At 56.4% G+C, this 26,864-nt stretch carries 26 protein-coding genes, 1 tRNA gene and 1 pseudogene; 17 read left to right on the plus strand and 11 right to left on the minus strand.

The window, feature by feature from the left end:
- The first annotated feature begins 7 nt into the window (after nt 1–7).
- From ACZ1GS_RS10030 to ACZ1GS_RS10060, 7 genes and pseudogenes are all read left to right on the plus strand, one after another.
- Entirely contained in the window at nt 8–667 is a 660-nt protein-coding gene (locus tag ACZ1GS_RS10030) for a flagellar basal body L-ring protein FlgH (protein ID WP_472695059.1), read from the plus strand.
- Nucleotides 668–737: 70 nt separating this feature from the next.
- Nucleotides 738–1,805 (plus strand): flagellar basal body P-ring protein FlgI, encoded by a 1,068-nt coding sequence (locus ACZ1GS_RS10035; RefSeq protein ID WP_472698113.1) that lies wholly within the window; start codon nt 738–740, stop codon nt 1,803–1,805.
- Between the two features lie 106 nt (nt 1,806–1,911).
- On the plus strand, nt 1,912–2,079 hold the full coding sequence (locus ACZ1GS_RS10040; RefSeq protein ID WP_472698114.1) for a rod-binding protein: 168 nt from the start codon (nt 1,912–1,914) through the stop codon (nt 2,077–2,079).
- Nucleotides 2,076–3,407 carry a flagellar hook-associated protein FlgK gene (gene flgK / locus ACZ1GS_RS10045; RefSeq protein WP_472695060.1) on the plus strand — a complete coding sequence of 444 codons (1,332 nt, stop codon included), beginning with the start codon at nt 2,076–2,078 and terminating at the stop codon, nt 3,405–3,407. Before ACZ1GS_RS10040 ends, flgK begins: the two co-directional genes overlap by 4 nt.
- Before the next feature lie 14 nt (nt 3,408–3,421).
- On the plus strand, nt 3,422–4,240 hold the full coding sequence (locus tag ACZ1GS_RS10050; RefSeq protein ID WP_472695061.1) for a flagellin: 819 nt from the start codon (nt 3,422–3,424) through the stop codon (nt 4,238–4,240).
- Between the two features lie 87 nt (nt 4,241–4,327).
- Nucleotides 4,328–5,192 (plus strand): annotated as a pseudogene (gene motA, locus ACZ1GS_RS10055) (flagellar motor stator protein MotA).
- A gap of 2 nt (nt 5,193–5,194) precedes the next feature.
- Nucleotides 5,195–6,115, plus strand: coding sequence for a flagellar motor protein MotB (locus tag ACZ1GS_RS10060; RefSeq protein WP_472695062.1), 921 nt, complete (start codon nt 5,195–5,197; stop codon nt 6,113–6,115).
- Here ACZ1GS_RS10060 and ACZ1GS_RS10065 read toward each other — a convergent pair.
- From ACZ1GS_RS10065 to ACZ1GS_RS10075, 3 genes are all read right to left on the minus strand, one after another.
- Complete coding sequence (locus ACZ1GS_RS10065; protein WP_472695063.1) at nt 6,054–7,472, minus strand: HAMP domain-containing sensor histidine kinase; 1,419 nt, start codon at nt 7,470–7,472, stop codon at nt 6,054–6,056. The two genes, ACZ1GS_RS10060 and ACZ1GS_RS10065, sit on opposite strands and share 62 nt — an antisense overlap.
- Nucleotides 7,469–8,185, minus strand: coding sequence for a response regulator (locus ACZ1GS_RS10070; protein ID WP_472695064.1), 717 nt, complete (start codon nt 8,183–8,185; stop codon nt 7,469–7,471). Before ACZ1GS_RS10070 ends, ACZ1GS_RS10065 begins: the two co-directional genes overlap by 4 nt.
- A 103-nt stretch (nt 8,186–8,288) precedes the next feature.
- Nucleotides 8,289–8,894, minus strand: coding sequence for an EF-hand domain-containing protein (locus ACZ1GS_RS10075; RefSeq protein ID WP_472695065.1), 606 nt, complete (start codon nt 8,892–8,894; stop codon nt 8,289–8,291).
- Between the two features lie 526 nt (nt 8,895–9,420).
- Here ACZ1GS_RS10075 and ACZ1GS_RS10080 point away from each other — a divergent pair.
- Entirely contained in the window at nt 9,421–10,374 is a 954-nt protein-coding gene (locus tag ACZ1GS_RS10080; RefSeq protein ID WP_472695066.1) for a glutaminase, read from the plus strand.
- A gap of 100 nt (nt 10,375–10,474) precedes the next feature.
- Here the strand turns inward: ACZ1GS_RS10080 and ACZ1GS_RS10085 are convergent, their stop codons facing one another.
- Nucleotides 10,475–10,696, minus strand: coding sequence for a hypothetical protein (locus tag ACZ1GS_RS10085; protein ID WP_472695067.1), 222 nt, complete (start codon nt 10,694–10,696; stop codon nt 10,475–10,477).
- Between the two features lie 349 nt (nt 10,697–11,045).
- On the opposite strand from ACZ1GS_RS10085, the gene ACZ1GS_RS10090 reads away from it, so the two are divergent.
- Nucleotides 11,046–11,693, plus strand: coding sequence for a PEPxxWA-CTERM sorting domain-containing protein (locus tag ACZ1GS_RS10090; protein ID WP_472695068.1), 648 nt, complete (start codon nt 11,046–11,048; stop codon nt 11,691–11,693).
- 163 nt (nt 11,694–11,856) lie between these two features.
- The gene (locus ACZ1GS_RS10095; RefSeq protein ID WP_472695069.1) at nt 11,857–12,309 is read left to right on the plus strand and encodes a PaaI family thioesterase; all 453 of its coding nucleotides are present in this window, start codon (nt 11,857–11,859) and stop codon (nt 12,307–12,309) included.
- A 78-nt stretch (nt 12,310–12,387) separates the two neighbouring features.
- On the opposite strand, the gene ACZ1GS_RS10100 is transcribed toward ACZ1GS_RS10095, so the two are convergent.
- On the minus strand, nt 12,388–12,624 hold the full coding sequence (locus ACZ1GS_RS10100) for a hypothetical protein (RefSeq protein ID WP_472695070.1): 237 nt from the start codon (nt 12,622–12,624) through the stop codon (nt 12,388–12,390).
- Nucleotides 12,621–13,397, minus strand: coding sequence for an aldo/keto reductase (locus ACZ1GS_RS10105; protein WP_472695071.1), 777 nt, complete (start codon nt 13,395–13,397; stop codon nt 12,621–12,623). The genes ACZ1GS_RS10100 and ACZ1GS_RS10105 overlap by 4 nt, the downstream gene beginning before the upstream one ends.
- 110 nt (nt 13,398–13,507) lie before the next feature.
- Between ACZ1GS_RS10105 and ACZ1GS_RS10110 the strand changes: the two genes are divergently transcribed.
- The gene (locus ACZ1GS_RS10110) at nt 13,508–14,407 is read left to right on the plus strand and encodes a LysR family transcriptional regulator (RefSeq protein WP_472695072.1); all 900 of its coding nucleotides are present in this window, start codon (nt 13,508–13,510) and stop codon (nt 14,405–14,407) included.
- 66 nt (nt 14,408–14,473) lie between these two features.
- Here the strand turns inward: ACZ1GS_RS10110 and ACZ1GS_RS10115 are convergent, their stop codons facing one another.
- The gene (locus tag ACZ1GS_RS10115) at nt 14,474–14,896 is read right to left on the minus strand and encodes a hypothetical protein (RefSeq protein WP_472695073.1); all 423 of its coding nucleotides are present in this window, start codon (nt 14,894–14,896) and stop codon (nt 14,474–14,476) included.
- Between the two features lie 229 nt (nt 14,897–15,125).
- Here ACZ1GS_RS10115 and ACZ1GS_RS10120 point away from each other — a divergent pair, with 229 nt between their 5' ends.
- Both ACZ1GS_RS10120 and ACZ1GS_RS10125 read left to right on the plus strand, forming a co-directional pair.
- Nucleotides 15,126–15,521, plus strand: a complete 396-nt coding sequence (locus tag ACZ1GS_RS10120; RefSeq protein WP_472695074.1) for a hypothetical protein — start codon at nt 15,126–15,128, stop codon at nt 15,519–15,521.
- 249 nt (nt 15,522–15,770) lie between these two features.
- Nucleotides 15,771–16,175, plus strand: coding sequence for a hypothetical protein (locus tag ACZ1GS_RS10125; RefSeq protein WP_472695075.1), 405 nt, complete (start codon nt 15,771–15,773; stop codon nt 16,173–16,175).
- 444 nt (nt 16,176–16,619) lie between these two features.
- On the opposite strand, the gene ACZ1GS_RS10130 is transcribed toward ACZ1GS_RS10125, so the two are convergent.
- From ACZ1GS_RS10130 to glpD, 3 genes are all read right to left on the minus strand, one after another.
- Complete coding sequence (locus ACZ1GS_RS10130) at nt 16,620–17,186, minus strand: hypothetical protein (RefSeq protein WP_472695076.1); 567 nt, start codon at nt 17,184–17,186, stop codon at nt 16,620–16,622.
- A 215-nt stretch (nt 17,187–17,401) separates the two neighbouring features.
- Nucleotides 17,402–17,475 (minus strand) — tRNA-Gly (locus ACZ1GS_RS10135).
- 53 nt (nt 17,476–17,528) lie between these two features.
- Nucleotides 17,529–19,037, minus strand: coding sequence for a glycerol-3-phosphate dehydrogenase (glpD, locus tag ACZ1GS_RS10140; RefSeq protein ID WP_472695077.1), 1,509 nt, complete (start codon nt 19,035–19,037; stop codon nt 17,529–17,531).
- 145 nt (nt 19,038–19,182) lie between these two features.
- Here glpD and glpK point away from each other — a divergent pair, with 145 nt between their 5' ends.
- Nucleotides 19,183–20,664: a glycerol kinase GlpK gene (gene glpK / locus ACZ1GS_RS10145; protein ID WP_472695078.1), complete on the plus strand. Its 1,482-nt coding sequence runs from the start codon at nt 19,183–19,185 to the stop codon at nt 20,662–20,664.
- A 30-nt stretch (nt 20,665–20,694) separates the two neighbouring features.
- On the opposite strand, the gene ACZ1GS_RS10150 is transcribed toward glpK, so the two are convergent.
- Nucleotides 20,695–22,905: a putative bifunctional diguanylate cyclase/phosphodiesterase gene (locus ACZ1GS_RS10150; RefSeq protein WP_472695079.1), complete on the minus strand. Its 2,211-nt coding sequence runs from the start codon at nt 22,903–22,905 to the stop codon at nt 20,695–20,697.
- 243 nt (nt 22,906–23,148) lie between these two features.
- Between ACZ1GS_RS10150 and ACZ1GS_RS10155 the strand changes: the two genes are divergently transcribed.
- From ACZ1GS_RS10155 to ACZ1GS_RS10165, 3 genes are all read left to right on the plus strand, one after another.
- Complete coding sequence (locus ACZ1GS_RS10155; RefSeq protein ID WP_472695080.1) at nt 23,149–24,057, plus strand: winged helix-turn-helix transcriptional regulator; 909 nt, start codon at nt 23,149–23,151, stop codon at nt 24,055–24,057.
- Between the two features lie 106 nt (nt 24,058–24,163).
- Complete coding sequence (locus ACZ1GS_RS10160; protein ID WP_472695081.1) at nt 24,164–25,621, plus strand: carotenoid oxygenase family protein; 1,458 nt, start codon at nt 24,164–24,166, stop codon at nt 25,619–25,621.
- 12 nt (nt 25,622–25,633) lie between these two features.
- On the plus strand, nt 25,634–26,863 hold the full coding sequence (locus tag ACZ1GS_RS10165; protein ID WP_472695082.1) for an acetyl-CoA acetyltransferase: 1,230 nt from the start codon (nt 25,634–25,636) through the stop codon (nt 26,861–26,863).
- The last annotated feature ends 1 nt before the right edge of the window (nt 26,864 follow it).

Raw genomic sequence — 26,864 nt, forward strand, 5'->3', positions numbered from 1 at the left:
ATTACCCATGAGAATGATATTAGTCATCGCGCCGGCCCTGGCGTTAAGCGCCTGTTTTGGCGGCGGTACAACCGCACCACAGGCAGGCTTTGCTCCGGCCACTGCGCCCATACCGCTGATTTCGGAGTCAAAAAACGGCGCCATATTTCAGGTTGCAAATGGCTATGCCGCGCTGACCAGCGGCGCCCGCGCGTCGATGGTCGGCGACGTTCTGACCATTCAGCTGGTCGAACGCACCGCAGCATCCAAAAGCAATAGCGCCGCCACCAGCAAGAACAGCAATTTCGGTTTGACGCCTCCGACAACCGGTCCTTTGTCGCTCTTTGTACCCAGCGATATAAATATTGGCGGCGATCAGTCGTTCTCAGGTTCAGGACAGGCTGCGCAGGCGAACAGTCTCTCCGGAGAAATCAGCGTGACCATTGCGGAAGTCTATCCCAACGGCACGATGAAAGTGCGAGGTGAGAAGTTGATCAATCTGAATCGCGGCGAGGAATATATCCGGATGACCGGCATTGTGCGCGCGGCGGACATTAGCACGGACAACCGCGTCTCCTCGTCACGGGTTGCAGATGCGAAAATCACCTACGCCGGATCGGGTGAAATCGCCCAGGCCAGCAAACAGGGATGGTTGCAGAAATTCTTCTCCTCCATCTCGCCATTCTGAGGGGAGAGCGATCATGACTGTTCTTAAATCTCCCTCATTTCTCCGTCTGCTGGCCGCCTTAATTGCTGCGATGCTGGTCCTGGTGCCGACACCGGCACAAGCGGATCGCATCAAGGATATTGGCAGTTTTCAAGGTCTGCGGGCGAACCAGTTGACCGGCTATGGCATCGTGGTCGGCCTCGCGGGGACCGGTGATGACAGCCTGGAATATTCCACCCAGGGCATGAAAGGAACGGTCTCACGATTTGGGCTCACCTTGCCGCCCGGGATCAATCCCTCGCTCAAAAATGCGGCGGCGGTGATTGTCACCGCCCAGCTGCCCCCTTTTGCAAAACCAGGCCAGCGCCTGGACATCACCGTTTCAGCGCTTGGCAAAGCCAAGTCGTTACGCGGTGGCACGTTGGTTATGATGCCGTTGCTTGGTGCCGATGGCCAGATCTACGCCATGGCGCAAGGCAATCTTGCGGTCGGTGGTCTCGGTATAGAAGCCGCAGACGGATCCCGCACATTGGTCAATATTCCCAGCGCCGGCCGGATCCCCGGCGGCGCAACGGTTGAACGCAGTGTCGGCACCGGTTTTGCCGACACGCCCTATCTGACCTTCAATCTGGCCGAACCCGATCTCACCACGGCGCTGCGCGTCGCGGATGCGATCAACCGGAAGACCGGCGTCGCCATGGCCGAGGCGATTGATGCGGTCTCGATCCGGATCGAGACCGAACCCGGTGCATCCAAACGCATCATGCAAATGGGCCTGATCGAAAATATTGAAGTCAGCCCGGCCAAGGCCCCTGCCCGCGTCATCGTCAATGCCCGCACCGGTACGGTGGTGATCAATGACATGGTTCGGATTACCCCTGCTGCGGTCAGCCACGGCAAACTCACGGTCAAAATCGACGAACAGCCAAGGGTCGTTCAGCCGGCGCCGTTTAGCGAAGGACAAACCGCAGAAGAACCCAATAGCCAGATCGAGATTACCGACCAATCCGCACCAATGTTCACCTTTGACCGGGGCGCATCGCTGGCGGAAATTGTCGAGACGATCAACGCGATCGGGGCCACGCCTGGCGATCTGGTCGCGATACTCGAGGCCCTCAAACAGGCCGGCGCCATGAAAGCGGAGTTGCAAATCCAATGAACCCGATAGACCCCACTTCTTCCAAACTCACGGCGCAAAAGCCGAACGTGCAGTCGGACCAGCTGGTTCAGGCTGCACAAGCTTTGAGTCGATCTTCGTGCGCAACATGATTGGCGCGATGCGCAAATCAAGCCTCGGCGAAGATCTGCTGGGCAATAGCGGTGGGGCGCAATTTCGCGACATGATGGATGACCGGATCGCCGATGACATCGCACAAAAGCAAGGCCTCGGCATTGCGGATCTTCTGGTTGAACAATGGAAGGGTAAATTATGACCGATCTGCTCAATATCGGATCGCAAGGAGTGCGGGCGTATCAGCGCGCGCTGTCGACCGTTTCCACCAATATCAGCAATGCTGAAAACCCCAATTATGTCCGCCGCGATCTGCGGCTCAATGAATTTGCCATCGTCCCCGGCTTCACTCCGTTGCAGAACGCCCAGTTGTTCTTTGGTGGGGTCGAGACCAACGGCGTGGCGCGGGCCACTGATCCGTTTCTCGAAGCCAATGTCCGTCTGACTGGGGCTTCGCTTTATGGCGCGGAAACCCGGTCGGCCTGGATGGATGCAATCGAAAGCGGATTGGGCGACAGCGCCACCGGAACCACCGCGAAACTGAACCAGATGTTTGCCAGCGCAGAGCAGCTTGCCGGCGCGCCGTTCGATACGGTTATCCGGCGTCAGTTTCTGAGCGATATCAATGCCACTGTGACCTCGGTCAATCGCACCGCCCTAAATCTGGTCAACGTATCCGACCAGATCGTCGGGTCGACCGAACAGGAAGTGACCACGTTCAATCAGGCGCTCGAGAATCTTGGTGAAATCAATCTCCAACTCCGCACCGCTCTCGATGGGTCCACCAAACAGGCGTCGCTGCTCGATCAACGCGACACCGCCTTGGCCGTCCTCAGCGAGCGCATGGACGTCACCATCGCTTTTGGCGACAAGGGTGTCGCGAATATCAGCTATGCCGGGGAAGACCTGGTCGATGTCGGCGATGTCACGCCTTTGTCGGTCATCGCGGCGGCGGACGGCACGATTACGCTGGATGCGGACGGAACCCTGTTGCCACCGCCTTCGCAAGGATCCTTGTCAGCGCTGGTATCGAGCGCCGCAACAAATGCCCAACGGCGATCGGAAATCGAGAGCTTTGCAACGCAATTTGCCGATGATGTCAACGCATGGCAGGCGGCGGGTGAAACCGATGCCAGCGCTCCTGGCGCGCCGCTGCTGGACGCTTCCGGAGGCGCTGTCGCCCTGGCACTGCTGACAACCGACCCGGCGGCTCTGGCGCTCGCTACGCCCGCGGGCCCCGCCAATGGCAATATTGTCAATTTCTCCAATTTCCGCGGGGCCACCGGTTTCGAGCAGTCCTGGACCAACACGATTGGTGCGCAGGCGATATTGACCGCCTCAGCCCAAAGCGAGACCGCCGCGGCGTCATCGCAGCATCAGGCGGCGCGCGAGGCACGGGACAATTTGTCGTCGGTCGATCTCGATCAGGAGGCGGCGGACCTGATCCGGTTCCAGCAGGCCTATGATGCCTCCGCTCAGGTTATCCAGGTGGCACGCGAAACCATGCAGCGCATCTTCGCGATATTCTAGATTGATAGGAGACTATGATGCAATCGGTTAACCGGCTCCGTCCGACCATAGAAGTCGCGCTGCAAAAGGAATTGTCGAAAGCGATTGAAGTTCGCCAGCAGCAGATTGCCACCGGCCGTCGTATTGACCGTCCGTCCGATGACCCGTCCGCCTGGGCCCAGATTTCGAACGTCGCAAAAGTCCAGGCCAATATTGGGGCGTGGATCAAGAATATTGATCGTGCCGAAGCCATCTCGGCGCAGGCTGAAACCGCTATTTCCGATATCAACACCCAATTGGTGCGGGTCAACGAACTGGTCATCCAGGCGAGCAGCGACGCTTTGTCACAGGACAACCGGGAAACCATTGCGCTCGAGCTCGAGGCAATCGGTCTGCAGATCGCTGATTTCGTCACGCAGGACGACAATTACGGTCGGCCACTGTTCGAAGGGGGCATCCCTCTGGAAGTGCCGATTGACGACAATGTCACCGCCCGGGCCGCCCCTCAGCGATCGGACTTTGACGGGCTGGCGCCGTTAATGGCGAATATCGTATCGACGGTCCGAACCGGAGATCAGGCGCAGCGCAGCGCTTTGCTGGACCCGCTTCAGCTCGAGATGGACAATACCATCAACGTGCTCGGCCAGCATGGCATCGAGCGGGCCCGACTTGAGGACAGCCGAACCCGCCTGCAGGAACGCCAGATCGACGTGAGCGAATTCCGCGCCTCGCTCGAGGAAACCGACGTCACTCAAGCGATTACCGAGATGCAAAGACTGCTGATCAACCTGGAAGCCGCGCAGGCTACCTACGCCCGCATCGAGCAGACAACGCTATTTAGTCAGATCAGCTAAACTTTGGTCCTCGTTAACCGTATTCATCGTTGGGATTGATCGTAAAATACTGTCGGTCCTGAACGAATAATAACCCAGGAACCCGCAATGTTTGCAGCTATCGGCATCGTCATTCTCATCGTCATGGTCTTTGGCGTATTCGCCTTGTCCGGCGGTAACCTGGGCGTGGTCGTGGCCGCCCTGCCCGTCGAAATGGGCATTATCGGTGGCGCCGCGGTTGGTGCGCTGGTTCTCGGCAATAACGGTGCCAGCCTGAAAGCGCTGATGGGCGGCATGGCGAAAGTGTTCAAGGGCCCGCAATATCAAAAGGCGGACTTTCTTGATTGCATATTCCTTGTTTCCAAGCTGATGAAAATGCTGCGGACCGATGGTCCCGTGGCGCTCGAACCGCATATCGAGGACCCCAAGGCGTCGGCGGTGTTTGGGGAATATCCCAAGCTGCTGAAGGATGACACGTTGATCCATTTGATCTGCGATACCTTGCGACTGGTGGTCGTTTCGTCCGGCACACTCGAACCGCATGCGGTCGAGGAAGTGATGGATAACGCGCTGAAAACCCATCATCACGAAGCCATCGCACCGGCAGATAACCTGCAAAATCTTGCCGATTCCCTGCCCGCCCTCGGCATTGTTGCTGCGGTTCTGGGTATCGTGAAAACCATGGGCGCGATCGATCAGCCCCCGTCAGTACTCGGCGCGATGATCGGTCTCGGCGCTGGTCGGCACCTTTCTCGGCGTGTATCTGGCTTATGGTTTTGTTGGTCCAATGGCCGGTCGCGCCAAGCAGGTCATCGAGAGCGACGGTGCCATCTATCACATTGTGAAGCAGATCATTGTCGCTTCGCTGCACGGCCATCCGCAACCGCTGATCATCGAAGCCGCGCGCTCCGGCCTGACCCATGCCAACCAGCCAGCCTTTGCCGACGTCTTTGACGGCATGCGCGGGAAATAAGCATGGCACGAGGCAAGAATGAGCCGGAACCGCGGCCGATCATCGTCAAGAAAATCATCGCCGATGACCATGGCGGCCACCATGGTGGCGCCTGGAAAGTGGCCTATGCCGACTTTGTGACGGCGATGATGGCGTTCTTTCTGATGATGTGGCTGCTCGGTTCGACCGACGAGAAAAAGCGCAAGGCATTGGCCGATTATTTCACCCCCACTTTGGTCGAGATGCGCCAGAACAGCGCCGGTGCCAACGGCATGTTTGGCGGGGATCTGATCACGTCGAAAGACAATTATCCCAGCGCCGCGTCGCAGACCGGTACCCGGTCGATTACCATTCCCAAGGACAGCACCGGCGGGAGCAATGTTGGCGCGGGCGCGAACAAGGAAAAGGATCGCGAGCAGTTTGAGGAGATCAAGAAGCAGATCGAGCAGCGACTGGCGGAAAATGCAGAGCTGAGCAAACTGAACAAGAATGTCCGCTTTACCGAGACCCGTGAAGGCTTGCGGATCGAGATTATCGACGAGTCCGACTTTTCGATGTTCGCACTGGCCACCGACAAGCTGCTGCCCCAGGCACGGCAGCTGGTGATTGAAGTGGCAAAGGCGATTCAGCCCGCGCCCAATCCGTTGATGGTGCGCGGCCATACCGATGCTCTGCCCTTTTCTTCCGGCCGTTCGATGAACAACTGGATGCTGTCGACCGCGCGCGCCGAAGCCACGCGCAAGGCGATGCAGCAGGCCGGGATCCGCCCCGGTGCCTTTTTCCGTATCGAGGGCGTGGCGGATCGCGAGCCCTATACGCCGAACGATATTTACGACCCCCGCAATCGCCGGATATCCATCACATTGGGATGGCAGACCGTGGCTAAACCGGCTTTAGCCGCAGCGTCGCCCGCAGTCCCCCAGCCGGGCGGTTCCGCAGAATAATATCGCCACCTTGCTCGCGAACGATGGCGCGCGCCAGGGTCAAGCCCAATCCGGTTCCGCCGGTCTGTCGGTTGCGTGATGTCTCCGCCCGGGCAAAGGGTTCGAACAGGGTTTCCAGCGCATCCTCGGCAATACCCGGGCCTTCGTCATCGATATGAATATCCAGTTGGTCACTGGCCTGTTCGACCGTAATAGCAGCCCGCGTCCCGTAGGTTACAGCATTGTCGATCAGGTTCCGCAACGCCCGGCGGATCAGCGTGGACCGCACATTTGCCGTCACGCGCGCGCCGCGCTCAAATGTCACCTGCTCCCCGCGATCGACAAATTCGTCCACCACCGTTTCAATGAGGGCATTCATGTCTGTCGGCTCCGATTTCTCGGCTGATCGTCCCAAACGCGCCAGCGACAGAATATCATCCAGCGTCCGGTCAATATCATCAATCCCGACGATCATCCGTTCCCGCTCCTGCGCATCCTCAACGCTCTCCACGCGCACCCGCAGGGCCGCCAGCGGTGTCCGCAGGTCATGACCGATCGCCCCCAGCATGACATCTTTCTCGTTGAGCATGGCATCGACCCGGCCATTCATGTCGTTAAACGCCGCGATCAGTTGACGGGTATCCGGGGGGCCGGTCTCGACCACAGGCTGCGACGACCCGGGCGCAAAATTCTGGGCCGCGCTGGTCAGGGTCTTGAGCGGTCTGGAAATATAGCGACCGAGCAAAATCAACGGGGTGAGCAACAGCAGATAGAGAATGACCGTCTGCAAAATCAGCGCACGGGTCAGACGCTTGTTGCGATCCTGCACCACCGCAACCACGCTCATCCAGCGGTCGGGTGCAATCTGGGCAGACATCAGAATGAAACTGTCAACCTTGCGCAGCGCCTGCTCTTTGCTGATCCTTTCACCGCGTTGCCGGGCGATCCGCCGAGACGGGCCGAGACCAATGACGCTGTCGACGAGCGCCGGCGGAACGGTTTCAATCTCAGCCACCTCGACCGCCTGAATATCGTAGCCGAGATTGTCAAAGACCTCGAGCGACCGCTGTTCGTAATTGCGGCTTCGGCGCATGCCATCGGTTATCGGGCTTTGCTCTGAAACCGCGGGTCGCGGGCCGCGAAAGCGCCGCCGCGGCCGCTCGCCGGCGCGCGGCGGTCGGTCAAACCGCTCACGCCGTTCGAGGCGCTCGACACCACCCGAAATCCGGCTCCAGGCGGAGGCCGCCGCTTCGAAGCGGGTTTCCTGTTGCGCACCGCGATAAAGCAGCACCATGTTCACCGCCTGGGCAATCAGCAACATCACGGCAACCAGCGCCAGCAACTGCCCGACCAGGCTTTTGGGCAAAATGCGCTTCATAGGGTCTGGACATCGCCGGCGAGGACATAGCCGCCGCCCCAGACGGTCTTGATGATTTCCGGGTTTTTGGGATCCTGTTCGATCTTGCGGCGCAAACGGCTGATCTGATTGTCCACCGCCCGGTCAAAGGCATGGGATTCGCGGCCTTGTGTGATGTCGAGCAACTGATCGCGGTTGAGCACCTGGCCCGCCCGCGACAGCAGGGCCAGCAGCATCCGATATTCTCCGGTCGACAGCGGCACCGCTACACCATCCTGGTCGACCAGGCTGCGCTGATCGGTCTGTACCGTCCAGCCGGCAAATTGATACACTGTGCCTTGTCCGGCTTTTGTGCCGTTATGATTGCTCACCCGGCGCAGGACGACATGAATTCTGGCGACCAGCTCGCGGGGGCTGAAAGGCTTGGTGACATAATCATCCGCCCCGAGTTCCAGGCCGATAATCCGGTCCAGTTCCTCGGTCTTGGCGCTGATGAAGATCACCGGAATTTCGGTCTTGTCCCGCACATGCCGGCAAAAGCTCAGCCCATCTTCGCCGGGCATCATGATATCGAGCAGGATGATGTCAAACAGATGCGCGTTAAGGGCAGACCGCGCGCGGCTGGCATTGTCGGCCTGCTCCACGATGAAACCCTGTCTGGTCAGATAGTCCGCCAGTGGCTCGCGCAGCGACGCTTCATCATCTACCAGCAATATGCGCGTTTTTCCGGACATTCCTGTTCTCTAGCATGGGTTTAACAAAATGGAACGGACCACCGGCGGCTATTGGGAGGGGGAAAGTGCCGGTGATCCGTTCGCGCAGAAAGGGGTTCAGGGATTAACCGCCTTTTCTGTTCCGGTTGCCGCGACGCGCCTCGCGCGCGGCCTGTTGTTCCTCGGCGGTGACAACACCATCCTTGTTCGCATCGACCTTGTCAAAACGGGCCATTGCCGCGGTATCAAATTCGGCTCGGCTGATCATCTGATCGCCATTGGTGTCCGCACGCTTCAGCATTTTGCCGAGACGGCCCTTGCCGCCCTTGCGGGCCTGCTTGCCGCCCCGTTTGCCGCGCACGGCCTGCATTTCTTCCTGGCTCAGCGTGCCATTGCCATCAACATCGGCCTTGGCAAAACGCTCGGCCTTGCGGGTGGCACGATAGGCTTCCATTTCCGCCTGGGAAACACCGCCGTCACCATTGCTGTCCATCTCGGAGAACCGCGCGGCCCGGCGGGCTTCCCGGTCAGCCTTGGACAATTGGCCGTCCTGATTGACGTCCATCTTGGTCCAGCGCTCTTCGAGCGAAGCGGTCAGTTCCGCCCGGGTGATCTGATTGTCATTATTGGCGTCCGCCCGCATCATGCCTTTGCCACCAGGGGCCGCAATAGCGACGCCGCCAGCGATCAACAGAGCGGTTGCGCTGGAGAGAATAATTGCCTTTTTCATATGTTCATCCTTCTTGACTGTTACTTTCTGGCGGTCGCTATCGACTGCCTTGATCTCTCTTCTAGGCGCAAGATGTCGCGCAAGTTTGTCAGATTGGGCCAAAAATGTCGCAATTTGTCGCAAGACCGCTGTGCCGTTCATTTTCGGGACAGTGTGATGGCGATCGGACCATCTCATGCCGCAGAAAGGCCCTCCAGAAACCGTTCCACAGCGTCGAAAGATCACATACCAGACCCCACTGCTCCATCCTCATAAATATCTCAACCCATTGTTATTACGACATTATATCGCGTTTCTTATGAATCTAGTGTGACCTTTCGTCCATCGTTGTCCACCGGTTGTCGCACGGCATCCTATCGAACGAACCCTATAAACCCGGTCAGCCAGTATAGGTTCGGCACCCCGTGTAGGAAAGAATGGACCGGAAAGACGTTGCAAATCCGGCCGATCCGTACTCAGATGACCGAAACACCACTGCCAGGAAAGGCGATCACCGCCCGCAGCATCGACGAGGAAGCAGAAACCCATGACACAGCAGCAGCTCGGCGCGATCGTTGCAGATATTGCGGCAGAAATGGCCGAGGCCTCGGATCGCGGCGCGGTGGCCGACTATATCCCGGATCTGGGCGCTGTTTCCCCGGAACAGTTCGGCATGGCGATAGTCGACAGGAATGGCGATTGCCATGTCGCCGGCGATGCCGAAACGCGCTTTTCGATCCAGAGCATTACCAAGGTTTTCGCCCTCACCATGGCGCTCGGTGCGGTCGGCGACGATTTGTGGCAGCGGGTCGGCCGCGAACCGTCCGGCAGCGCGTTCAACTCGATCGTCCAGCTCGAATGGGAACGCGGCATTCCGCGCAATCCGTTTATCAATGCCGGCGCGATTGTCGTCTCCGACATATTGCTGTCGGGCAGCGCCTCCGAGGAAGTGACCGCGGCGTTCGTTCGCTTCCTGCAGATGCTGACCAATGACGACAGCGTCGCGATCGACCAACAGGTCGCGCAGAACGAGGCGGCCAGCGGCTACCGCAATGTCGCCCTCGCCAGTTATATGCGCGCCTTCGGCAATATTCAGCATCCGATCGAAGAGACGCTGGGCGTCTATTTCAACCAGTGCGCCCTGGCGATGAACTGCCTCCAGCTCGCCCGCGCCGGCCGCTATCTGATGGCCGGCGGCGTCAATCCCGACTCCGGCCAGGCGGTCGTCACGCCCGATCGCGCGAAACGCATATTGTCGCTGATGATGACCTGCGGCCATTATGACGGCTCGGGCGAATTTGCCTTCCGTGTCGGCCTGCCCGGAAAATCCGGCGTCGGCGGCGGCATTCTCGCCATCGTCCCGCAAACCGCCGCGATCGCCGTCTGGTCCCCCGGCCTCAATGAACGCGGCAATTCCAAACTCGGCACCCTGGCTCTAGAGCGGCTCGTGCAACGCACCGGCTGGTCGGTGTTTGAACCGGGTCAGGGATTGCGGGTGTGATCTGGAACTTTAGTCAAGGTGATATCGTCAGATATTAGCAACGCTCATCCGCCACTGGCAAAGTCGATCCAGGATTGTGAAAACACAATTTGGGTCGCGATCAACTGAAAGACGATAAAGGGGCCGACGCCAATCCGGCTCGCTGGACGATGAAGATCACGGTCCAGGCCAAGGCGGTAACAGCGTGCGGATGCATCCACGGGCTGGGAGCTTGATAGCTTCCGGATGCTAGGGGCAGGAAATATTTCGGCGCAAACGCGAGCAGTGTCAGAACAAGCCCAACCACGCACATGAAGCGCGCATCCTGTGCAAATGCGCTCATTTTCTGCCCCCGACTGACATCTGCGCACAGGTGTAATCACCCTGTCCGGCTTTGTCTATCAACAGCCCAATATCAGTTTCTGTTAGTCAGTTATCTCGAGTGGGTGGAGAGAATGGGCCGGGTGCCCCTACTCCTGAATACAGAAGTGGGATTGGGTTTCTAGCAAATTTTCTGATGTCTAACTGGGGCATTGAAGAGCGCGCCGGAATGTGTCTGTCCGGGACATCGCGCTCCGTCAGCCTGGCAAATCGACTGGACATGAGTGATGCACGTGCTAACTTGCCGAAGGGTCGCATAATCGAGATGACAGGCAATTTTGTGATGATCTGCCGGTCAAAATGGGGGATTTATGAGAAAATTTCTGCTTGCAAGCACATTGATGTTGGTCGGAACATCGTCGGCACACGCGGCCACGGCAATACTCGAAGACAACCGCGTCATTATCGACAATGCGCCGTTTTTTAGCGTCGGAGCAGAGGACGGTCTGGGTGGTGGAAATTTTGCACTCAATAATGCCAATTTCATTGATATCCCATACGCAATCTTTAGTTTTGGCGGCGCAACATCAGTTGCGAACGCGACTTTGAACTGGAATTTCGATTCGCTTTTCGATGATTCTCCTCCCTCATCCATCTCTTTGTACGTCGGAAATGATGCTGATGGAATCGTCAGCACGTCAGATCGTTTCATGGGCACCTTGATCGATACGTCGGTATATTCCGGCGGAGAGGTTGGCAGTTTCGACGTCACGTCTTTTGTAAACGACGCGCTTGGAGCCGGGCAATTTTTCGCAGCACGGTTTGAAGTCACAACCGCGCCCGCCGACGTCGCTGGGTTTGTTGATGGAGGCAATTTCTTCGCGCCTTCGGTCGAGTTTGATCAAGTTGCAGCCGTACCTGAGCCAGCGACATGGGCGTTCATGATCTTCGGCTTTGGCGCCATTGGCGGAGCGCTTCGTCGCAACCGCAAAGCCAACGTCAAGGTTAGCTACGCTTAGGCTGATTAGGCTAGACACCAAGATTATCCCAAAGCCCTGCCAGAGCGATCTGGCGGGGCTTTTTATTTGTCCGCGACGGCCGACCACGCGACCGCCTATCAAAACTCTGCTTTTCGGATTGAATCGCCGAAGCTATCTTTCTGTCCATAAGGGAGCCACCGCGATGCAAACCAATGTTGATGCCGTCCAAACCGAAAAATATGCCGTTCCCTTTATCGAGCGCACCGGTATGCGCACGGTGGAACAGCGACCGGGCTATGCGAAAATCCGGATGCCGCTGGCCGGCAATGAAAATCATGTCGGCGTCATGTACATGGCCGCTTTTGCCGTGGCAGCGGAAGCGGCGGCGGCCACACCGGCTTCAGGCTTTCTCGACAAAAAGCGCTTTTTCCCGATCATCAAGGATATCTTCCTGGATTTCCGCAAACCGGCGACGAGCGACATCTTCGCCGAATTTTCCCTGAGCGAAGCGGATATTGCGGATTTACAAGCCAGTCTGGAACGCAAGGGCTCTGCCGGCTATGTCGCCGAGATCATGCTGGTTGATGCGGACAATATGCCGGTGGCCGAAGCAAAGGTAACGGTCAAGCTGCTGAGCCACGGCTTCAAGAAATAGACCGCGAGTCCCGCCAGTCGGTCCGGGCTGATCAATCGCCGGCGCAATGATGGTCGCTTTTGGGGGCACGGGCGGGTGTCAGGATTTTGGCCCGAGCATAGCAATGACCGGCATGACCCAGAAGACCATGATCGGCACCATCAGGATACTCATCACCATCGTTCGCATCGGGATGGGCAAACCGCTTAGAACCGGTTCCAAGACCACGGCAATAGCGGTCAACACCGGATAAACGCCAAACCATGTCTGAATGGCAAGACGGGTTTTACCGCCTTGCCCTGAGGTTTGAGAAACTGCGGTCGCTTCTTTCTTCATAGCAGCTCCCATGCGCTGATATTCTGGCTGAGATGGTCGATCGATGTCGTTCCGGGAATGACAATGATGTTGGGTGAGCGCTTTAGCAACCATGCCAAGGCTTCGCGCGGCTCCAGCTTCGCGTCTTGTTGCATGGGATTGGCACCAAGCGGCCCATAGGGAATGAAGGCGATGCCTTTTTCGGCGGTATAGTCGACCAGATCATCTTGCTCGGTCTCGGTCATATTGAACCGGTTCTGGACACTGGCGATCGGCGCGACTGTCAGCGCGCGGTCCAACTCTGCTCTGTTCACGTTCGACAGACCAATATGCTTGATCCGCCCATCGGCCTTGGCTTCGGCCAATGCGGCGACCGACTGTTCAACCGGAACATCGGGATCGATCCGGTGCAGTTGGAACAAGTCTATCTGGCTTCTGCGCAGATTGACCAAGGCCTGATCAATCTGCCGGAGCAGCGTGTCTCGCGATCCATCAACTATAATCCGGTTGGCAGCGGGTTTGTCGACCCCGCCCTTGGTGGCGATGAAAGCAGGACTGCCTTCCAGCGCTTCGCCGACGATCTGATCCGCTGTCAGCGGCCCGTAAGAACGCGCGCTGTCAAAGAAATTCACGCCCGAACGGAGCGCGTGCCGCAACAGGGCTTTGCCCGCTTCCCAATCCGCATAGGGGCCAAAATTACCGGGCTGACCGGTCAGGCGCATAGCGCCATAGCCCAGCCGATTGACGGTGGTTTGACCTTCCAGGTCAAAATGCAGTGCAGTGGAATTGGTCATGATTATCTCCTGTCTGTCAAATGGCCGGTAGTGGCCGATAGAAAGGTTATGACCAGCGAGAAGTTTATTTGGTAGACAGAGAACATGACTAACTATTATACGCAATATGTATGAGCAAAAGCCTCGATCGCCTGACGCTGTTAGAAACATTTGTTCGCATTGCGGATCGCGGTTCGATCACCGCCGCTGCAAGAGATTTGGGACTGTCCCAGGCATCAGCCAGTCGGCAATTGTCTGACCTTGAAAACCGGCTCGGCATAGAGTTGATCACCCGAACAACCCACAGCCTGGCGCTGACCGCTGCCGGAAAAATATGTCTTGAGAAAGCAAGGGAACAGCTTGCCAGCTGGTCCCTGCTGGTCGAGACGTTTGCGGATGAAGCCGATGTGATGCGCGGTCCGCTGCGTGTTGTTGCACCGATTGCGCTGGGCCAAAAGCTGCTGGCGGATACGGCAGCGGCGTTTCAGAGTGATTATCCGAATGTCCACATCGACTGGGTATTGGAAGATGAAGAGATTAAATTTTCCGAACTGGGATGTGATCTGTGGATCAAGGTCGGGCCCGTGCCGGATGATATGCTGATCGTCAAACCGATCCTTTCGGTAAAACGGATCCTTGTCGCTTCGCCGCGGCTCGTGACGAAAGACGCTCGGCATTCCCTTGAATCTTTAGCCAAATTGCCATTTGCAGCCCTGTCACCTTTTGAAGGTGGCCAAATAAGTTTGACCAACGCAGCGGGTTCAAAAAAGGCCTTCAAGCCGTCGGTTTCTTTCACGACGAATAACATATTTTCCGCTCACAGATCGCTTCTTTCTGGCCATGCGGTAGCGGTTATGCCGGAATGGCTGGTTCATGCGGATTTGATCAACGGCCGTCTTGAAAACGCAGCACCTGACTGGCGCGCGCCAGATCTTCAGGTCAATATTGCCTATGCACCGTCTAACCGTCAGACCGCGCGATTGAAGAAATTTGTGGCCGCGATAACCCGATCGCTTGAGACGTTAAACTAATGTCGGCTTGCGGGTCGCAAGCCTAGTGACCGCTATGGGCGCAGAAGCGGACATTTAGCCAATAAGCTATGATAATCTGAATTTATTTTTGTTTATGGGAAACCGTTGCTTAATCGATTTTCGCACTCCCTCGACAAGTAAATCGTTAACTAAGTTTTTGGTTACTGTCGATGGCAACCCATAGTCAAAAAGCAGAATTTGACAGAAGACTTCAAGATACCTTTTTTCCGTTTGTTTGAGTTTTTGATTTTCCGCAATTTTGCCTCTAGCAACTTCGATTTTCTTTTCACCCAGTTCTATTTCTCCCTCGGCAAACAAACATTCCGCAGTCATAATATCGAGGTCATACCATCTAGGGAGTTGGGCTTTTTTCTGCCCTATCAATTGTCGACACTGTTCAAAGTAATCCAATGCGACCATAAAATTTTTCTGGGTCAGAAAGTCTATTCCTCGTACAAAATAGATTGCGGCTTTTATGGCATTTATCATTCTCAATGGTTTGCACAAATTGACAGGATGGTCTTCAAATTATCCGATTCTCTAACAAATAAACGTGAATCCTAACGTCCGCTTTCGGGATGTAGCCGCCACTAAGTATTTCTTGGACCGCCAAAACGTTAGACAATATCAAGCATGCTTGAGTAGGCGTACGCAGAAAATAACGCTTACGACCACTACGAAAAGCAAATTTCAATAATTGAGTAGAAGAACACCTCACATGAACCAAGATACTGCTACTTTTCTTTTCGACATATTGAATAATTTCAAAGATTTGCATACGAAATTGCAAGATCAGAATTTGTCGATCGATTCAGATGACTATCGTCAAAGATTGTTCGAATTGTATGAAAATGAGATCAAGAAGTATGACGACAGCATAATACCGATAGCTTTCGCTCACACTTGCTACAGTTTGGCTGAGACCAATTACTTCGATCATAGCATCTCAAAAATACTGAGCAGCCAATTCGGCGCGCTGAAGGTTGAGTTTGAGGAGATCGCCGATCTATATGAATTGAAGGGCGTTGAAAGGATTCCTGATCTTGATTGGACTAGGGATGATGTTGATCTTCTAAAGGCTTTTGATTTGTCGGAGTTGAAAAGATCGAGCTAGTGTCCGCTTTCGGGATAAAACGGACATCGGCCTTTGTAGAGATTGCAATCGCCAAATTGGCTTGGCGGTGATAACTTGGAATTGACGGGTTTTTTGTTTGAAATTGGTGGCATCTTTGTCGCTCTTTTTTTAGCATGTCCTTCCCGGTATTTGCCGGTTAAAGTTCTGGTCCTAACTTAGGCTTGTCAGTTTCAGGCGTTGCCGCGCCACATCAAATTTACATTCATACATCGGGTCGGAGGTAGTAGAATGTCAAAAGCAATATCCCTTTTTTTATTACCTTCTTTGGCACTCGGTAGTGCGAACGAATTGAGCTACGTAGAAACGAAGTGTGATGCAATCAGCGCTGAAAAAGTGGATGTTATAAGTAACTATGATTTCACTACTATTGGAAGTTTAATTAAAACACAGGATATGGGAGGAAAATCTGTTTACTTTTATGATGTAGATTTTGAGTACAACCAATATTCCGTTTTGTTTGTTTTGGATTATAACGGAGATATTGGTGGTGAAGTTAACTCATGGTTTATGAGATCCAGAGAAAAACTCTACATTGAGGACGTCAATTTTGACAAACTTCATGAAGGGAAATTGCTCGTCTCAGTTGACTATATTTTGAATAAGAGAAAATGCCGACAGAAATTTAAACTTTAGCATATAGATACAGGCTTGATTCGTCCCTTCCAGCAAGAACAATGTCCGGGCGTCTCCAGCCTAGCCCAAGAAATTCTGCTTCCTAACGTCCGCTTTCGGGATCGAGCAAGGAGCAAATTGATCAGCTGCTCTGTTCCAATATTATCCCGGACCAGCAACTCCGTTTTTTGAGCGCGTGCGATGATGTTCGCTTTCGGCATAAGGCCGACATCAACGGATTTGTTTCAGAGACCTCATTAATGAGACCACGACGTAATTAGGCCAACCCGCCAACCCCAATTGGCGCGAAACCTGTAAAGCTCTCAATTAAGGAAAATTTGGAGCGGGTGACGGTGACTGTTTGGAGCACGAAAGCGAAATTTGAAATATCGCGTAGATACGCATCAAGTTTCCACACCGTCGCCGGAGGCAAATGCTGCCGTTGTGGGAATTATCTGCAATAGGCTACGGTTTTCTGTAGTCGGATTGTTTCAAGTCATTGCAGCCGCCAGTGTGATCTGTCGTCAATGACTGCCCATCCGTTTTTCCAAGGCGAAACTCTATTCGATCCAGAATGTGCCGTTCTGCTTCGGTTTCTGCAGCATTTCTGGCCTCTTCGATCCGCTGATACAGGGCAGCAATCTGTGTCGCCGAAATCGTGTAAGGGCAAGGCTCGCCGCCACGCCAATTCTCTCCGGCATTGAATATGATATGGTCATTGTAAGATGCATAGCGGAGCCTGCGATCCGCGCTATCACAGCTCTGTTGACCACCTGAAATATGGAAAATCGTAAAACTGTCCGTCGCACGCCACTCAGCACAGCCGTTCGAAAGCGGCCGGTTCCAATTCCACCACATTCCACCGCCTTTCCAATGGTAAGACGCGGCGGCATTCTGAGGCACACTGTCGGGCCGTGGCAAAATCGGCCCCAAGATCGGAACAACGGTGGCGTAAAAGGTAAAGACACCGATGACATGGGTGATCAACGCAAGAGCAATAATGCCGACAAATAAAGTGGCCAACTTTTTCATAGAATATCCTTGCTAGCCAAACAATTCGACTATGTCTGCCTTCTTGGCCACTGCCGACTTCAAAATGAACAGATACTGTCAGCTTCTCTTGCTGGATCAAGCGGACATTGGCGCGGCAATATGAGAGGCTAACACACACATATCGCGACGCACTTTCGCCAACCCGCCAACCCCAATCGGCACGAATCCTGTAAAGCTCTCAATGTTCGATAATTTGGAGCGGGTGAAGGGAATCGAACCCTCGTCGTAAGCTTGGAAGGCTTCTGCTCTACCATTGAGCTACACCCGCATCGCTCCTGTTGAAGCAGCGCTGCTATTGCCACCGCTGTTGCGGCGCGTCAATCAGGAAACCGTTTGGGCGGCGCCTGTTTGGGCGCTTTCTTTGGCAAACCATTGTTCGACCGCCTGTTTTTCCGCATCCGTCATGTGCAGGCCCAGTTTCGAACGGCGCCACAGCGCGTCTTCGGCGGTGGTGACAAATTCGTTGGCGATCAGCCATTGCAGCTCGATCGCGTAGAGACCGGCGCCGAAACTGGGGCCCAGATCCGCGTCGGTGCGGGCATCGGCCAGCATCACGGCGGTGTCGGTGCCATAGGCGCGGACCAGTCGGGACAGCAGCGTGCTTGTCAAAAAGGGCCAGCGCGTCTGATAATCGGCGACCAACGCATCAAAGCCGGTCACCGCAAAATCCCCGCCGGGCAAAGGTGCGGTGTCGGTCCAGTCATCGGTTTCGACGGCGAGCGCCCTCTTGAGGGTTTTCATCGCCTGGCGTGCGAGCACGCGATAGGTGGTGATCTTGCCGCCAAAGACCGACAGCACCGGCGCGCCTCTGTCATCGTCATAGTCGAACACATAGTCGCGGGTCACGGTCGAGGCCGACTGGCTGTGATCGTCGAACAGCGGCCGGACGCCGGAATAGGTCCACTGGACATCGGCGCGCTGCACCGGTTCGGCAAAATATTCGCTGGCCGCGGCGCAGAGATAGGCAATCTCGCTGTCGCTGATCTTGGCTGGCCCTTCGGCATAGCTCCACGGCTGGTCGGTCGTCCCGATCAGCGTATGATCGCCTTCATAGGGGATGGCAAAGATGATCCGGCCATCCTTGTTCTGGAAAATATAGCTGTGATCGCCTTCAAATTTCCGTGCGATAACAATATGGCTGCCCTTCACCAGGCGCAATTTGGCGGCGTTGCTGCTTTGATCATAGAGCGCCGTGACCGGATCCACCCACGGGCCTGCGGCATTGACCAGCACCTTGGCTTGCTCGGTCACCGGTCCGGCCTCGGATTGCAGTGCGATCGACCAGTGATCCGCTTGCCGCTCGAGCCCGACACATTCGGTCTGCGTGCGGATATCCGCGCCGCGTTCGGCAGCATCGCGCGCGGTCAGCGCCACCAGACGCGCATCCTCAACCCAGCAATCGGAATAGGCAAAACCCTTTTTCAGGCGCTTTTGCAGCGGTACCCCGCGCGCATCCTTGTGCAGGTTCACACTCTGGGTACCGGGTAACAGCGACCGCGAACCGAGATGGTCATAGAGAAACAGCCCCAGCCGCAGGAACCAGGCTGGGCGCATGCCCTCATCGACCGGCAGCACGAAACGCATCGGCCAGATGATATGCGGTGCGTTGCGGAGCAGCACTTCGCGTTCCTGCAAGGCTTTGCGCACCAGACTGAACTCATAATGTTCGAGATAGCGCAGGCCGCCATGGACCAGTTTGGTGCTCGCCGAGGAGGTGTGGGCCGCCAGATCATCGCGTTCCACGAGCAAGACCTTCAGGCCCCGCCCGACCGCGTCGCGTGCGATTCCGACGCCATTTATGCCGCCACCAATTATTGCCAGATCAAACATTATCCGTCTCATAGAGATTCGCGGCATTTGATCAATGCTGCATTGCAATATAATCCGCTTTTGCTTGCCTTTTTTCCGGGACCCAATAGCGTGATCAGCCAATCAAGGGCCCGGTTCGGGCCCAGAATATCGGGTGGAGACGGACATGGCGGCGCAGCAAATTTTGGTGATTGACGAGGGCACGACCTCAACCCGGGCGATGCTGTTCAACAGCGACGGGAAATTGCGTCAGTCGCAGCAGGAAGATTTGCAGCAATATTACCCTGCCCCCGGCCTGGTCGAGCATGACGCGGCTGAAATCTGGGACAAAACCCTGCGCTGCTGCACCAAGATGATCGAACAGGCTGGCGGCGCGGACAAGATCGCGGCCATCGGCATCACCAACCAGCGCGAGACCATTGTGGCCTGGGACAAGCGCACCGGTGAACCGCTCTGCAACGCGATTGTCTGGCAGGACCGGCGCACTGCCGCGCGCTGTGACAGCCTCAAGGCGGAGGGGCATGAAGCGATGATCCAGGACCGCACGGGCTTGTTGCTCGACCCCTATTTTTCCGGCAGCAAAATCGGCTGGATGCTCGAAAACTGGCCGGAAGTCCGGGCCGCTGGCGACAATCTCGCTTTTGGGACGATCGAATCCTATCTCATCTTTCGCTTGACCGGCGGCCGCCATGTCACCGATGCCAGCAACGCCAGCCGGACCATGTTGATGGCCCTGGACGGCCAGGACTGGGATGATGAACTGCTCGCGCTGTTCGGCATTCCGCGGTCCACCGTGCCGGACATTGTCGATTGTGCCGGGGCTCTGGGCGAAACCACCGCGCAGCTGTTCGGCAGCCCGATCGCGATTTGCGGCTCCGCCGGCGATCAGCAGGCCGCCACTATCGGTCAGGCCTGCCTGACGCCCGGGCAGACCAAGGCGACATTCGGGACCGGCGCGTTCATTCTCACCAATAGCGGAAAGACCGTGCAACGCTCCCGCCACCGGCTGTTGTCGACGGTGCTTTATCAGCTCAATGGCGAGCGCACCTACGCGCTGGAGGGGTCGGTCTTTGTCGCGGGCAGCCTGATGCAATGGCTGCGCGACGAAATCGGCTTGCTGAAATTTGCCGGCGAAAGCGAAGAGCTGGCGCGGTCGGTACCGGATAATGGCGGCGTCTATCTGGTCCCTGCCCTGTCCGGTCTCGGTGCGCCGCATTGGCGCGCCGATGCGACCGCAACCATCTCGGGTCTGAGCTTTGCCGCCAACAAGGCGCATATTGCGCGCGCCGCGCTCGAAGCCATGGCCTATCAATGCCATGATCTCAAAACCGCCTTCTCGGCCGACGGCACCGACTGGAACAGCCTGCGCATCGACGGTGGGATGGTGGCCAATGACTGGCTGGTTCAGGATCTCGCTGATATTCTCGCCATTCCGGTCGAGCGCCCCGATTTCATCGAAACCACCGCCCTCGGTGCGGCGATGCTGGCGGCGGTCGGTTGCGGCATATACGAGAGCCTGGACGATGCCAGCGCGATGATATCCGATCTCGAAACCTATGAATCGGATATTGAATCGTCCGAACGGGAGCGCCGCCTGGCGGGCTGGCAAGCGGCGGTCAAAAAGATATTGGCCGATAGCGCAAGCTGACAGGTTGTCCCTGCTGCGGCAGGCACAACGTCAGGACTTACCCGGCTCAACCTGCATGAATTTCGGTTTGCTCATGCCATTGCCCGAATCCTGGATCAGCGGATATTTCCCGGGCGGCAAGGCAGCCAGCGGCATGCCCGCAGCGGCAAGATCATAAGGCGACACCCGGTGCCGCGTGCACAGCCCGCCGGCCCCGTCGCTGACCAGAGGGGTTTCAAATTCCACTGCGACCATCGCTTCTTTGGACCGGATGACCGTGCAGATCACCAATTGTCCGCCACCAAGATCAAGCACCAGCTTGGTCTCGACCGGAACCCCGAGCATCCCTTCAAACCGCGCCCCGGTTTTCGACAGATCGCGCATCACCACATCATAGCGATGATCTTCATGGATCGCGCCGATGCGCCGGAACACCGTGCGGCGATCGGGGCGATAAAGTTCCGGACCATCCGGTTCGATCCGGAATTCGCCGGTGCCCAACCGATCGGCAATTTCTTCCAGCCGGAGCGCCTTGGAATAGATCCAGCCCTGAATATAGCGCGCGCCCTTGGAACAGACGAGGCTGAACTGGTCAAACGCTTCGACCCCCTCGACCGTGGTTTCCATGCCGAGCGCGTCGGACAGGCTGACAATGGCGGCGATGATCTTGGCGCTGTTCTTGTCTTTCTGGGTACAGCTGTCGACAAAGCTCTTGTCGACCTTGATCTTGTCAAACGGGGCCGAGCGCAAATAGCTGAGCGAGGAATAGCCGGTGCCGAAATCATCCAGCGCCAGACGCACGCCGAGTTCCTTCAGGACCTTGAACGTGTTGTCGATGGTCTCGCTGTCGCCCATGAACACGCTTTCGGTGAGCTCCAGCTCGAGCCGCTCCGGTTCAAGGCCACTGGCCGCCAGGGCGTTCATGACAATCTCGGGAAAGCCGCTATTGGCAAATTGCACGGCTGAAACATTCACTGCAATGCGCACCGACTTCGGCCATTGCATCGCATCCTGACAGGCCTGCCGCAACGCCCATTCGCCGAGTTGATTGATCAGGTTCAATTCTTCCGCAATCGGAATGAAAACCCCGGGACTGACCGCGCCACGTTCGGGATGCACCCATCGCATCAGCGCCTCAAAACCGACCACCATATGGTCATCCGTGCGCACCACCGGTTGATAGTGCAGGTCCAGCTGGTCATTGATCAGCGCATCGCGCAGATCCTCGACGAGCAGACGGCGCTCTTCAGCTTCATCCTTGAGGTCCGCCGAATAAAAGCGAAATTGTCCACGTCCGGAATTTTTCGCGGCATAAAGCGCAAGGTCGGAACTGCGGATCAGCTCTTCTTTCTCAACCCCGTCATAGGGCGCCACGGCGATCCCGATGGAGGTACCGATAATCGCACTTTTCTCTTCAATCGGATAGGGTTGCGAGACGATCTTGACAATTTTCTCGGCAATTTCTCCCAATTTCCCACGGTCATCAATATCGGGCAATATGACCTGGAATTCATCGCCACCCAAGCGGCCAATTTCGCCCCGGTCCCCGACAATGGTCTTGAGCCGCTTGGCGACCTGTTTGAGCAATTCATCCCCGGCTGGGTGCCCCATCGTGTCATTGACCTGCTTGAAACGGTCGAGATCGAGCATCATGATCGCACAGCTGCGATTGGCAGCCTTGAATGCACCGAGCAACGCATTGAGGCGATTGTCCATGCGGTGGCGATTGGCCAGACCGGTCAGCGAGTCAAATTCGGCGAGCCGGGAATCTTCGAGCTTGCGTTGATATTCAACCGTCACATCCTTAGCATTACCCCGATAGCCGTGAAATTCGCCTGCCGAGTCAAATTTTGGATGGGCTGCGATCAACCACCATGTCGGTTTGTCGTCCGGCCCGCGGGTCAAAGACACCTGCCGCACAACCTGATCATTAATCTTGCTGCGTTTGCTAAACTGGTAGTGCAACGGCCGATCCGATTTCTCGTCCGGATTGTCCGGATCATTTTCGAACCAGGAGGTAAACGGTTCGGACAACAGGTCTTCGGCGGTTCTGTTCAGATTTTCGGCCGCTTTCTGGGAAACATAGATGAATTTCCCTTCTGCATCCGTGGCCCAGAGCCAGTTGATCCCGGCCTGTTCAAAATCGTCCAGAATCTCGTTGCGCCGCGCCTGGTCGCCGGAGGCGGTCAGCCCGTTAGGGCCATTGTCACTCCCCTCGGAGGACTTGCCCGAGAACGCTTTCAGAAAACTCTTTGCTGCCATAAACCTACATCTTGCTTATCAGGAATGAACATCACATCGTGCTTGTCCGATCAGCCTAAACGCTTATGGTTTACATAGCGCTAACGGTTTAGAAATATCGTGCCTGCCTGTACGCGGCGGCATATCGCACGTCTGTCTCACCATGTTGATTAGCGGCTGCCTTGGCCCTATGGTTCGGTCCCTTCCTGCTTTTTGTCCCTGGATTTCATGTCTGCGTCGCCAAAACTTTCACCGTCACTACCGATGATCAAGACATGCTCCATCTGGCGCGCGCTTGAAATATTGGGCGACACGCCCATTCTGCTCATCCTGGAATCGATCTGGCTTGGCGCGGCGCGCTTCACCGAACTCAAGCAGCGCACCGGATTGCAAAAAGCACTGCTGTCCAACCGCCTCAAACGCCTGATTGATAACGGACTGCTGCGCAAAACACCGGTGGCAACCGCAGCCAAGCAATTTGGTTACGGTTTGACCGAAAAAGGGGTCGACCTGTTTCCGACCGTCCTGATGCTGTATGACTGGGAGCGCAAATGGGGCAGCGCGGAAGTGCGGCGCAATCTGGAATTGCGTCATGAACCCTGCGGCCACATCCTTGTTCCAGCGCCCGTCTGCGGGGCCTGCAAACAGATATTCCACTTGCGTGACGTCTCCTTTGTCGAAGGGCCCGGCCTCGGGACGATGCCGGCCGCCTATAGCCGTCGCCGCAACCGGGGCGGGTTTCAGTCGGAACAGCCCTCTTTGCTGCACGGGTCGGTTGAAATCCTCGGCGATCGCTGGTCGGCGCTGGTCATGCGCGCTGTGTTTACCGGGTTGCGGCGGTTTGACGCGATTGCGGCGGATATCGGTTCGGCCCCAGCGATTTTGTCGGAGCGGCTGAAATCGTTGGTGGAGCTCGCGGTGCTGAAACCCGTTCCCTATCAACAGCATCCGGTCCGCAACGAATATCAGCTGACGAAAAAGGGATTTGATTATTATTCGGTGATCATGATGCTGATGCTCTGGGGGGACAAATATTATGGTGCGCCGGAAGGCCCGCCGGTCATCTTGACCCATGAAACCTGCCAGGCGCGGCTGATCCCCGAAATTGCTTGTGCACATTGCGAGCAAGTGGTGCGACCGCAATCCGTATCGATTGTCGGAACCGATATCTGAAGCGCGATATATCGCTGACGGTTAGCGGGATTAGCGCTTGACCCGTTCCGGTGAATCTACAATAGGCATGTGACTATTATAACCATACCGTTTTATGGAGTCCCCTATGCCGCAACTTGTCAACCGCATTGAAGCGACGCTTTCCGCCAATGATCACCCCTATCTCAATGGCGCCTGGACCCCTAATTTTGACGAATATGACGCAACGGATATGGAAATAATCGGTCAAATTCCGGACGATATTGATGGCGTCTATATCCGCAATACCGAAAACCCGGTCCACGACGCGATTGGCCGCTACCATCCTTTTGACGGCGACGGCATGCTCCATATGATGCGGTTTGCGGACGGCAAGGCAGAATATAAGAACCGCTTCATCCGGACCCGCGGTTTTGAAGCGGAGCAGGAAGCGGGCCGTTCGCTGTGGATTGGCTGCATGGGCAATCCAAAAAAGTCAGAGCGCAGCGGATGGGGCGCACATGGTCATATCAAGGACGGCTCCTCCACCGATGTCGTTGTCCATGCGGGCAATATCCTCTCGACATTCTGGCAATGCGGTGAAGGCTATCGGCTCAACCCCGAGACTCTGGAAACGCTGGGCATTGAAGGCTGGACCCCGATTGACGGCATTTCCGCGCATCCCAAGCTGGACCCGCAGACCGGCGAGCTGCTCTTTTTCAACTATTCCACCCATGCGCCCTATATGCATTATGGCGTGGTCGGCGCGGATAACCGGTTGAAACATTATATACCGGTGGAATTGCCCGCCCCGCGCCTGCCCCATGATATGTGCTTTTCCGAAAATTATTCGATCCTCAACGACTTCCCGATGTTCTGGCCGCAGGCTGCGATCGATAATGGCTTTTATATTCCGGTGTTCGACAAGACGATGAAATCGCGCTTCGCGGTTGTGCCGCGATACGGCAATCCATCCGACGTCCAGTGGTTCGAGGCGGAATCCACCTATGTCCTGCATTTCATGAACGCCTATGAAGAGGGCGACGAAGTGATCATGGACGGCTATTTCCAGGAAGATCCGCGCCCGGACCCGCTGCAAACCATGCCCGATGGCTATCAGGCCATGGGATCCAATCTCGATCTGCATTCCCTGCAGACCCATTTGCATCGCTGGCGGTTCAATCTCAAGACCGGCGAAACCGCCGAGGAGCGTCTCTATGATGACGAGATTGTCGAATTTGGTACAATCAACCCCGCTGTGGCAGGGAAAAAGCACCGCTATGTTTATAGCGTCACCGGCGAAAAAGGCTATTTCCTCTTCACCGGCATGATCAAGCATGATCTCGAAACCGGCCAGACCCAGCATTATGAATTTGGTCCGGAACGCTATGGATCAGAAGCGCCGTTCATTGCGCGCAAGAACGCCACCAGCGAAGATGATGGCTATCTGGTCAGCTTCATTACCGACATGAAACTGGACAGATCGGAATGCGTCCTATTAGATGCCAAGGACTTGGCAGCGGGTCCGGTCTGCCGGATCATTCTGCCGCATCGCATTTGCAGCGGGACCCACGCCGTCTGGGCGGATGCCGGGGAACTCAAATAGGGGAAGAGCGTGATGGCGGAGAAAATCTATATTCTGGGCGGACATCAGACCGATTTTGCCGAGAATTGGACACGCAATGACCTGTCCCTGTTTGACCTGTTTTCGACGACGGTGCTCAAGGCACTGGAGAAAACCCGGCTCGATCCCAAAGACATAGACGTCGGCCATGTCGGCAATTTTGTCGCGGAACTGTTTACCGGCCAGGGCATGCTGGGCGGGTTTTTCGGGCATGTACACAAGGATTTCGCCGGCATGCCGGCTTCCCGCCATGAAGGGGCCTGCGCGTCGGGCTCGCTCGCCATATTGGGCGCAATGACCGATATTGAAAGCGGACGCTATGATCTCGCCTGTGTCGCCGGCGTCGAGCTGATGCGCAATGTGTCGGGCGGACAGGCTGCCGACAATCTCGGCGCGGCCATTTTCGTCGGCGAAGAAGGACAGGACGCCACCTATATCTGGCCGGCCATGTTTTCCGATCTCGCCGAGGAATATGACCGGCGGTACGGGCTCAACCACGCGCATCTGATGGCGATCTCGAAAACCAATTTTGACAATGCCAAACGCAATCCCAACGCCCAGAGCCGGGACTGGACTTTCACGGAGCAAAGCTTCACCGCCGATGATGCGCATAATCCGATCATCGAAGGCTGGATGCGGCGTCAGGACTGCGGTCAGGTATCCGATGGTGCAGCCGTCCTCTTTCTGGCCTCCGAGGCGCGGGCCAAGGCTTATGCGGACACCCATGGGATCGCGCTCGACAGCCTCGCCCATATCAAGGGATGGGGCCACAGCACCGCCCCGATGCTGATGAAGACCAAATTGGTCGACAGCGCGGAGCAGGACTATGTGCTGCCGTGGACCCGCAAGGCGATCACCGATGCCTATCGCAGAGCCGGGATTGCCGGACCGCAACAGCTTGATGCGATCGAAACCCATGACTGCTTCTCGGTGACGGAATATATGGCGATTGACCATTTTGGCATCACGGCACCGGGCGAGGCCTGGAAAGCGATTGAAGAAGGCGTCATCGCCTTTGACGGCTCGCTACCGGTCAATCCATCGGGTGGATTGATCGGCATGGGCCATCCGGTCGGCGCAACCGGTGTCCGGATGATGCTGGATGGGGCCAAGCAAGTCACTGGTACCGCTGGTGATTATCAGGTTGCCAACGCAAAAACCGTTGGCACTTTTAACGTCGGTGGTTCAGGAACAACCAATTGTTCCTTTGTCATCGGGGTCTGAT

This window comes from Parasphingorhabdus sp. W113 (genome assembly GCF_055693205.1).

Excerpts from the sequence above, each read along its gene's own strand:
- ACZ1GS_RS10030 (WP_472695059.1), top strand. The coding sequence starts at position 8 with ATGAGAATGATATTAGTCATCGCGCCGGCCCTGGCGTTAAGCGCCTGT.
- ACZ1GS_RS10035 (WP_472698113.1), top strand. The coding sequence starts at position 738 with ATGCTGGTCCTGGTGCCGACACCGGCACAAGCGGATCGCATCAAGGAT.
- ACZ1GS_RS10040 (WP_472698114.1), top strand. The coding sequence starts at position 1,912 with ATGATTGGCGCGATGCGCAAATCAAGCCTCGGCGAAGATCTGCTGGGC.
- flgK (WP_472695060.1), top strand. The coding sequence starts at position 2,076 with ATGACCGATCTGCTCAATATCGGATCGCAAGGAGTGCGGGCGTATCAG.
- ACZ1GS_RS10050 (WP_472695061.1), top strand. The coding sequence starts at position 3,422 with ATGATGCAATCGGTTAACCGGCTCCGTCCGACCATAGAAGTCGCGCTG.
- ACZ1GS_RS10060 (WP_472695062.1), top strand. The coding sequence starts at position 5,195 with ATGGCACGAGGCAAGAATGAGCCGGAACCGCGGCCGATCATCGTCAAG.
- ACZ1GS_RS10065 (WP_472695063.1), bottom strand. The coding sequence starts at position 7,472 with ATGAAGCGCATTTTGCCCAAAAGCCTGGTCGGGCAGTTGCTGGCGCTG.
- ACZ1GS_RS10070 (WP_472695064.1), bottom strand. The coding sequence starts at position 8,185 with ATGTCCGGAAAAACGCGCATATTGCTGGTAGATGATGAAGCGTCGCTG.
- ACZ1GS_RS10075 (WP_472695065.1), bottom strand. The coding sequence starts at position 8,894 with ATGAAAAAGGCAATTATTCTCTCCAGCGCAACCGCTCTGTTGATCGCT.
- ACZ1GS_RS10080 (WP_472695066.1), top strand. The coding sequence starts at position 9,421 with ATGACACAGCAGCAGCTCGGCGCGATCGTTGCAGATATTGCGGCAGAA.
- ACZ1GS_RS10085 (WP_472695067.1), bottom strand. The coding sequence starts at position 10,696 with ATGAGCGCATTTGCACAGGATGCGCGCTTCATGTGCGTGGTTGGGCTT.
- ACZ1GS_RS10090 (WP_472695068.1), top strand. The coding sequence starts at position 11,046 with ATGAGAAAATTTCTGCTTGCAAGCACATTGATGTTGGTCGGAACATCG.
- ACZ1GS_RS10095 (WP_472695069.1), top strand. The coding sequence starts at position 11,857 with ATGCAAACCAATGTTGATGCCGTCCAAACCGAAAAATATGCCGTTCCC.
- ACZ1GS_RS10100 (WP_472695070.1), bottom strand. The coding sequence starts at position 12,624 with ATGAAGAAAGAAGCGACCGCAGTTTCTCAAACCTCAGGGCAAGGCGGT.
- ACZ1GS_RS10105 (WP_472695071.1), bottom strand. The coding sequence starts at position 13,397 with ATGACCAATTCCACTGCACTGCATTTTGACCTGGAAGGTCAAACCACC.
- ACZ1GS_RS10110 (WP_472695072.1), top strand. The coding sequence starts at position 13,508 with ATGAGCAAAAGCCTCGATCGCCTGACGCTGTTAGAAACATTTGTTCGC.
- ACZ1GS_RS10115 (WP_472695073.1), bottom strand. The coding sequence starts at position 14,896 with ATGATAAATGCCATAAAAGCCGCAATCTATTTTGTACGAGGAATAGAC.
- ACZ1GS_RS10120 (WP_472695074.1), top strand. The coding sequence starts at position 15,126 with ATGAACCAAGATACTGCTACTTTTCTTTTCGACATATTGAATAATTTC.
- ACZ1GS_RS10125 (WP_472695075.1), top strand. The coding sequence starts at position 15,771 with ATGTCAAAAGCAATATCCCTTTTTTTATTACCTTCTTTGGCACTCGGT.
- ACZ1GS_RS10130 (WP_472695076.1), bottom strand. The coding sequence starts at position 17,186 with ATGAAAAAGTTGGCCACTTTATTTGTCGGCATTATTGCTCTTGCGTTG.
- glpD (WP_472695077.1), bottom strand. The coding sequence starts at position 19,037 with ATGTTTGATCTGGCAATAATTGGTGGCGGCATAAATGGCGTCGGAATC.
- glpK (WP_472695078.1), top strand. The coding sequence starts at position 19,183 with ATGGCGGCGCAGCAAATTTTGGTGATTGACGAGGGCACGACCTCAACC.
- ACZ1GS_RS10150 (WP_472695079.1), bottom strand. The coding sequence starts at position 22,905 with ATGGCAGCAAAGAGTTTTCTGAAAGCGTTCTCGGGCAAGTCCTCCGAG.
- ACZ1GS_RS10155 (WP_472695080.1), top strand. The coding sequence starts at position 23,149 with ATGATCAAGACATGCTCCATCTGGCGCGCGCTTGAAATATTGGGCGAC.
- ACZ1GS_RS10160 (WP_472695081.1), top strand. The coding sequence starts at position 24,164 with ATGCCGCAACTTGTCAACCGCATTGAAGCGACGCTTTCCGCCAATGAT.
- ACZ1GS_RS10165 (WP_472695082.1), top strand. The coding sequence starts at position 25,634 with ATGGCGGAGAAAATCTATATTCTGGGCGGACATCAGACCGATTTTGCC.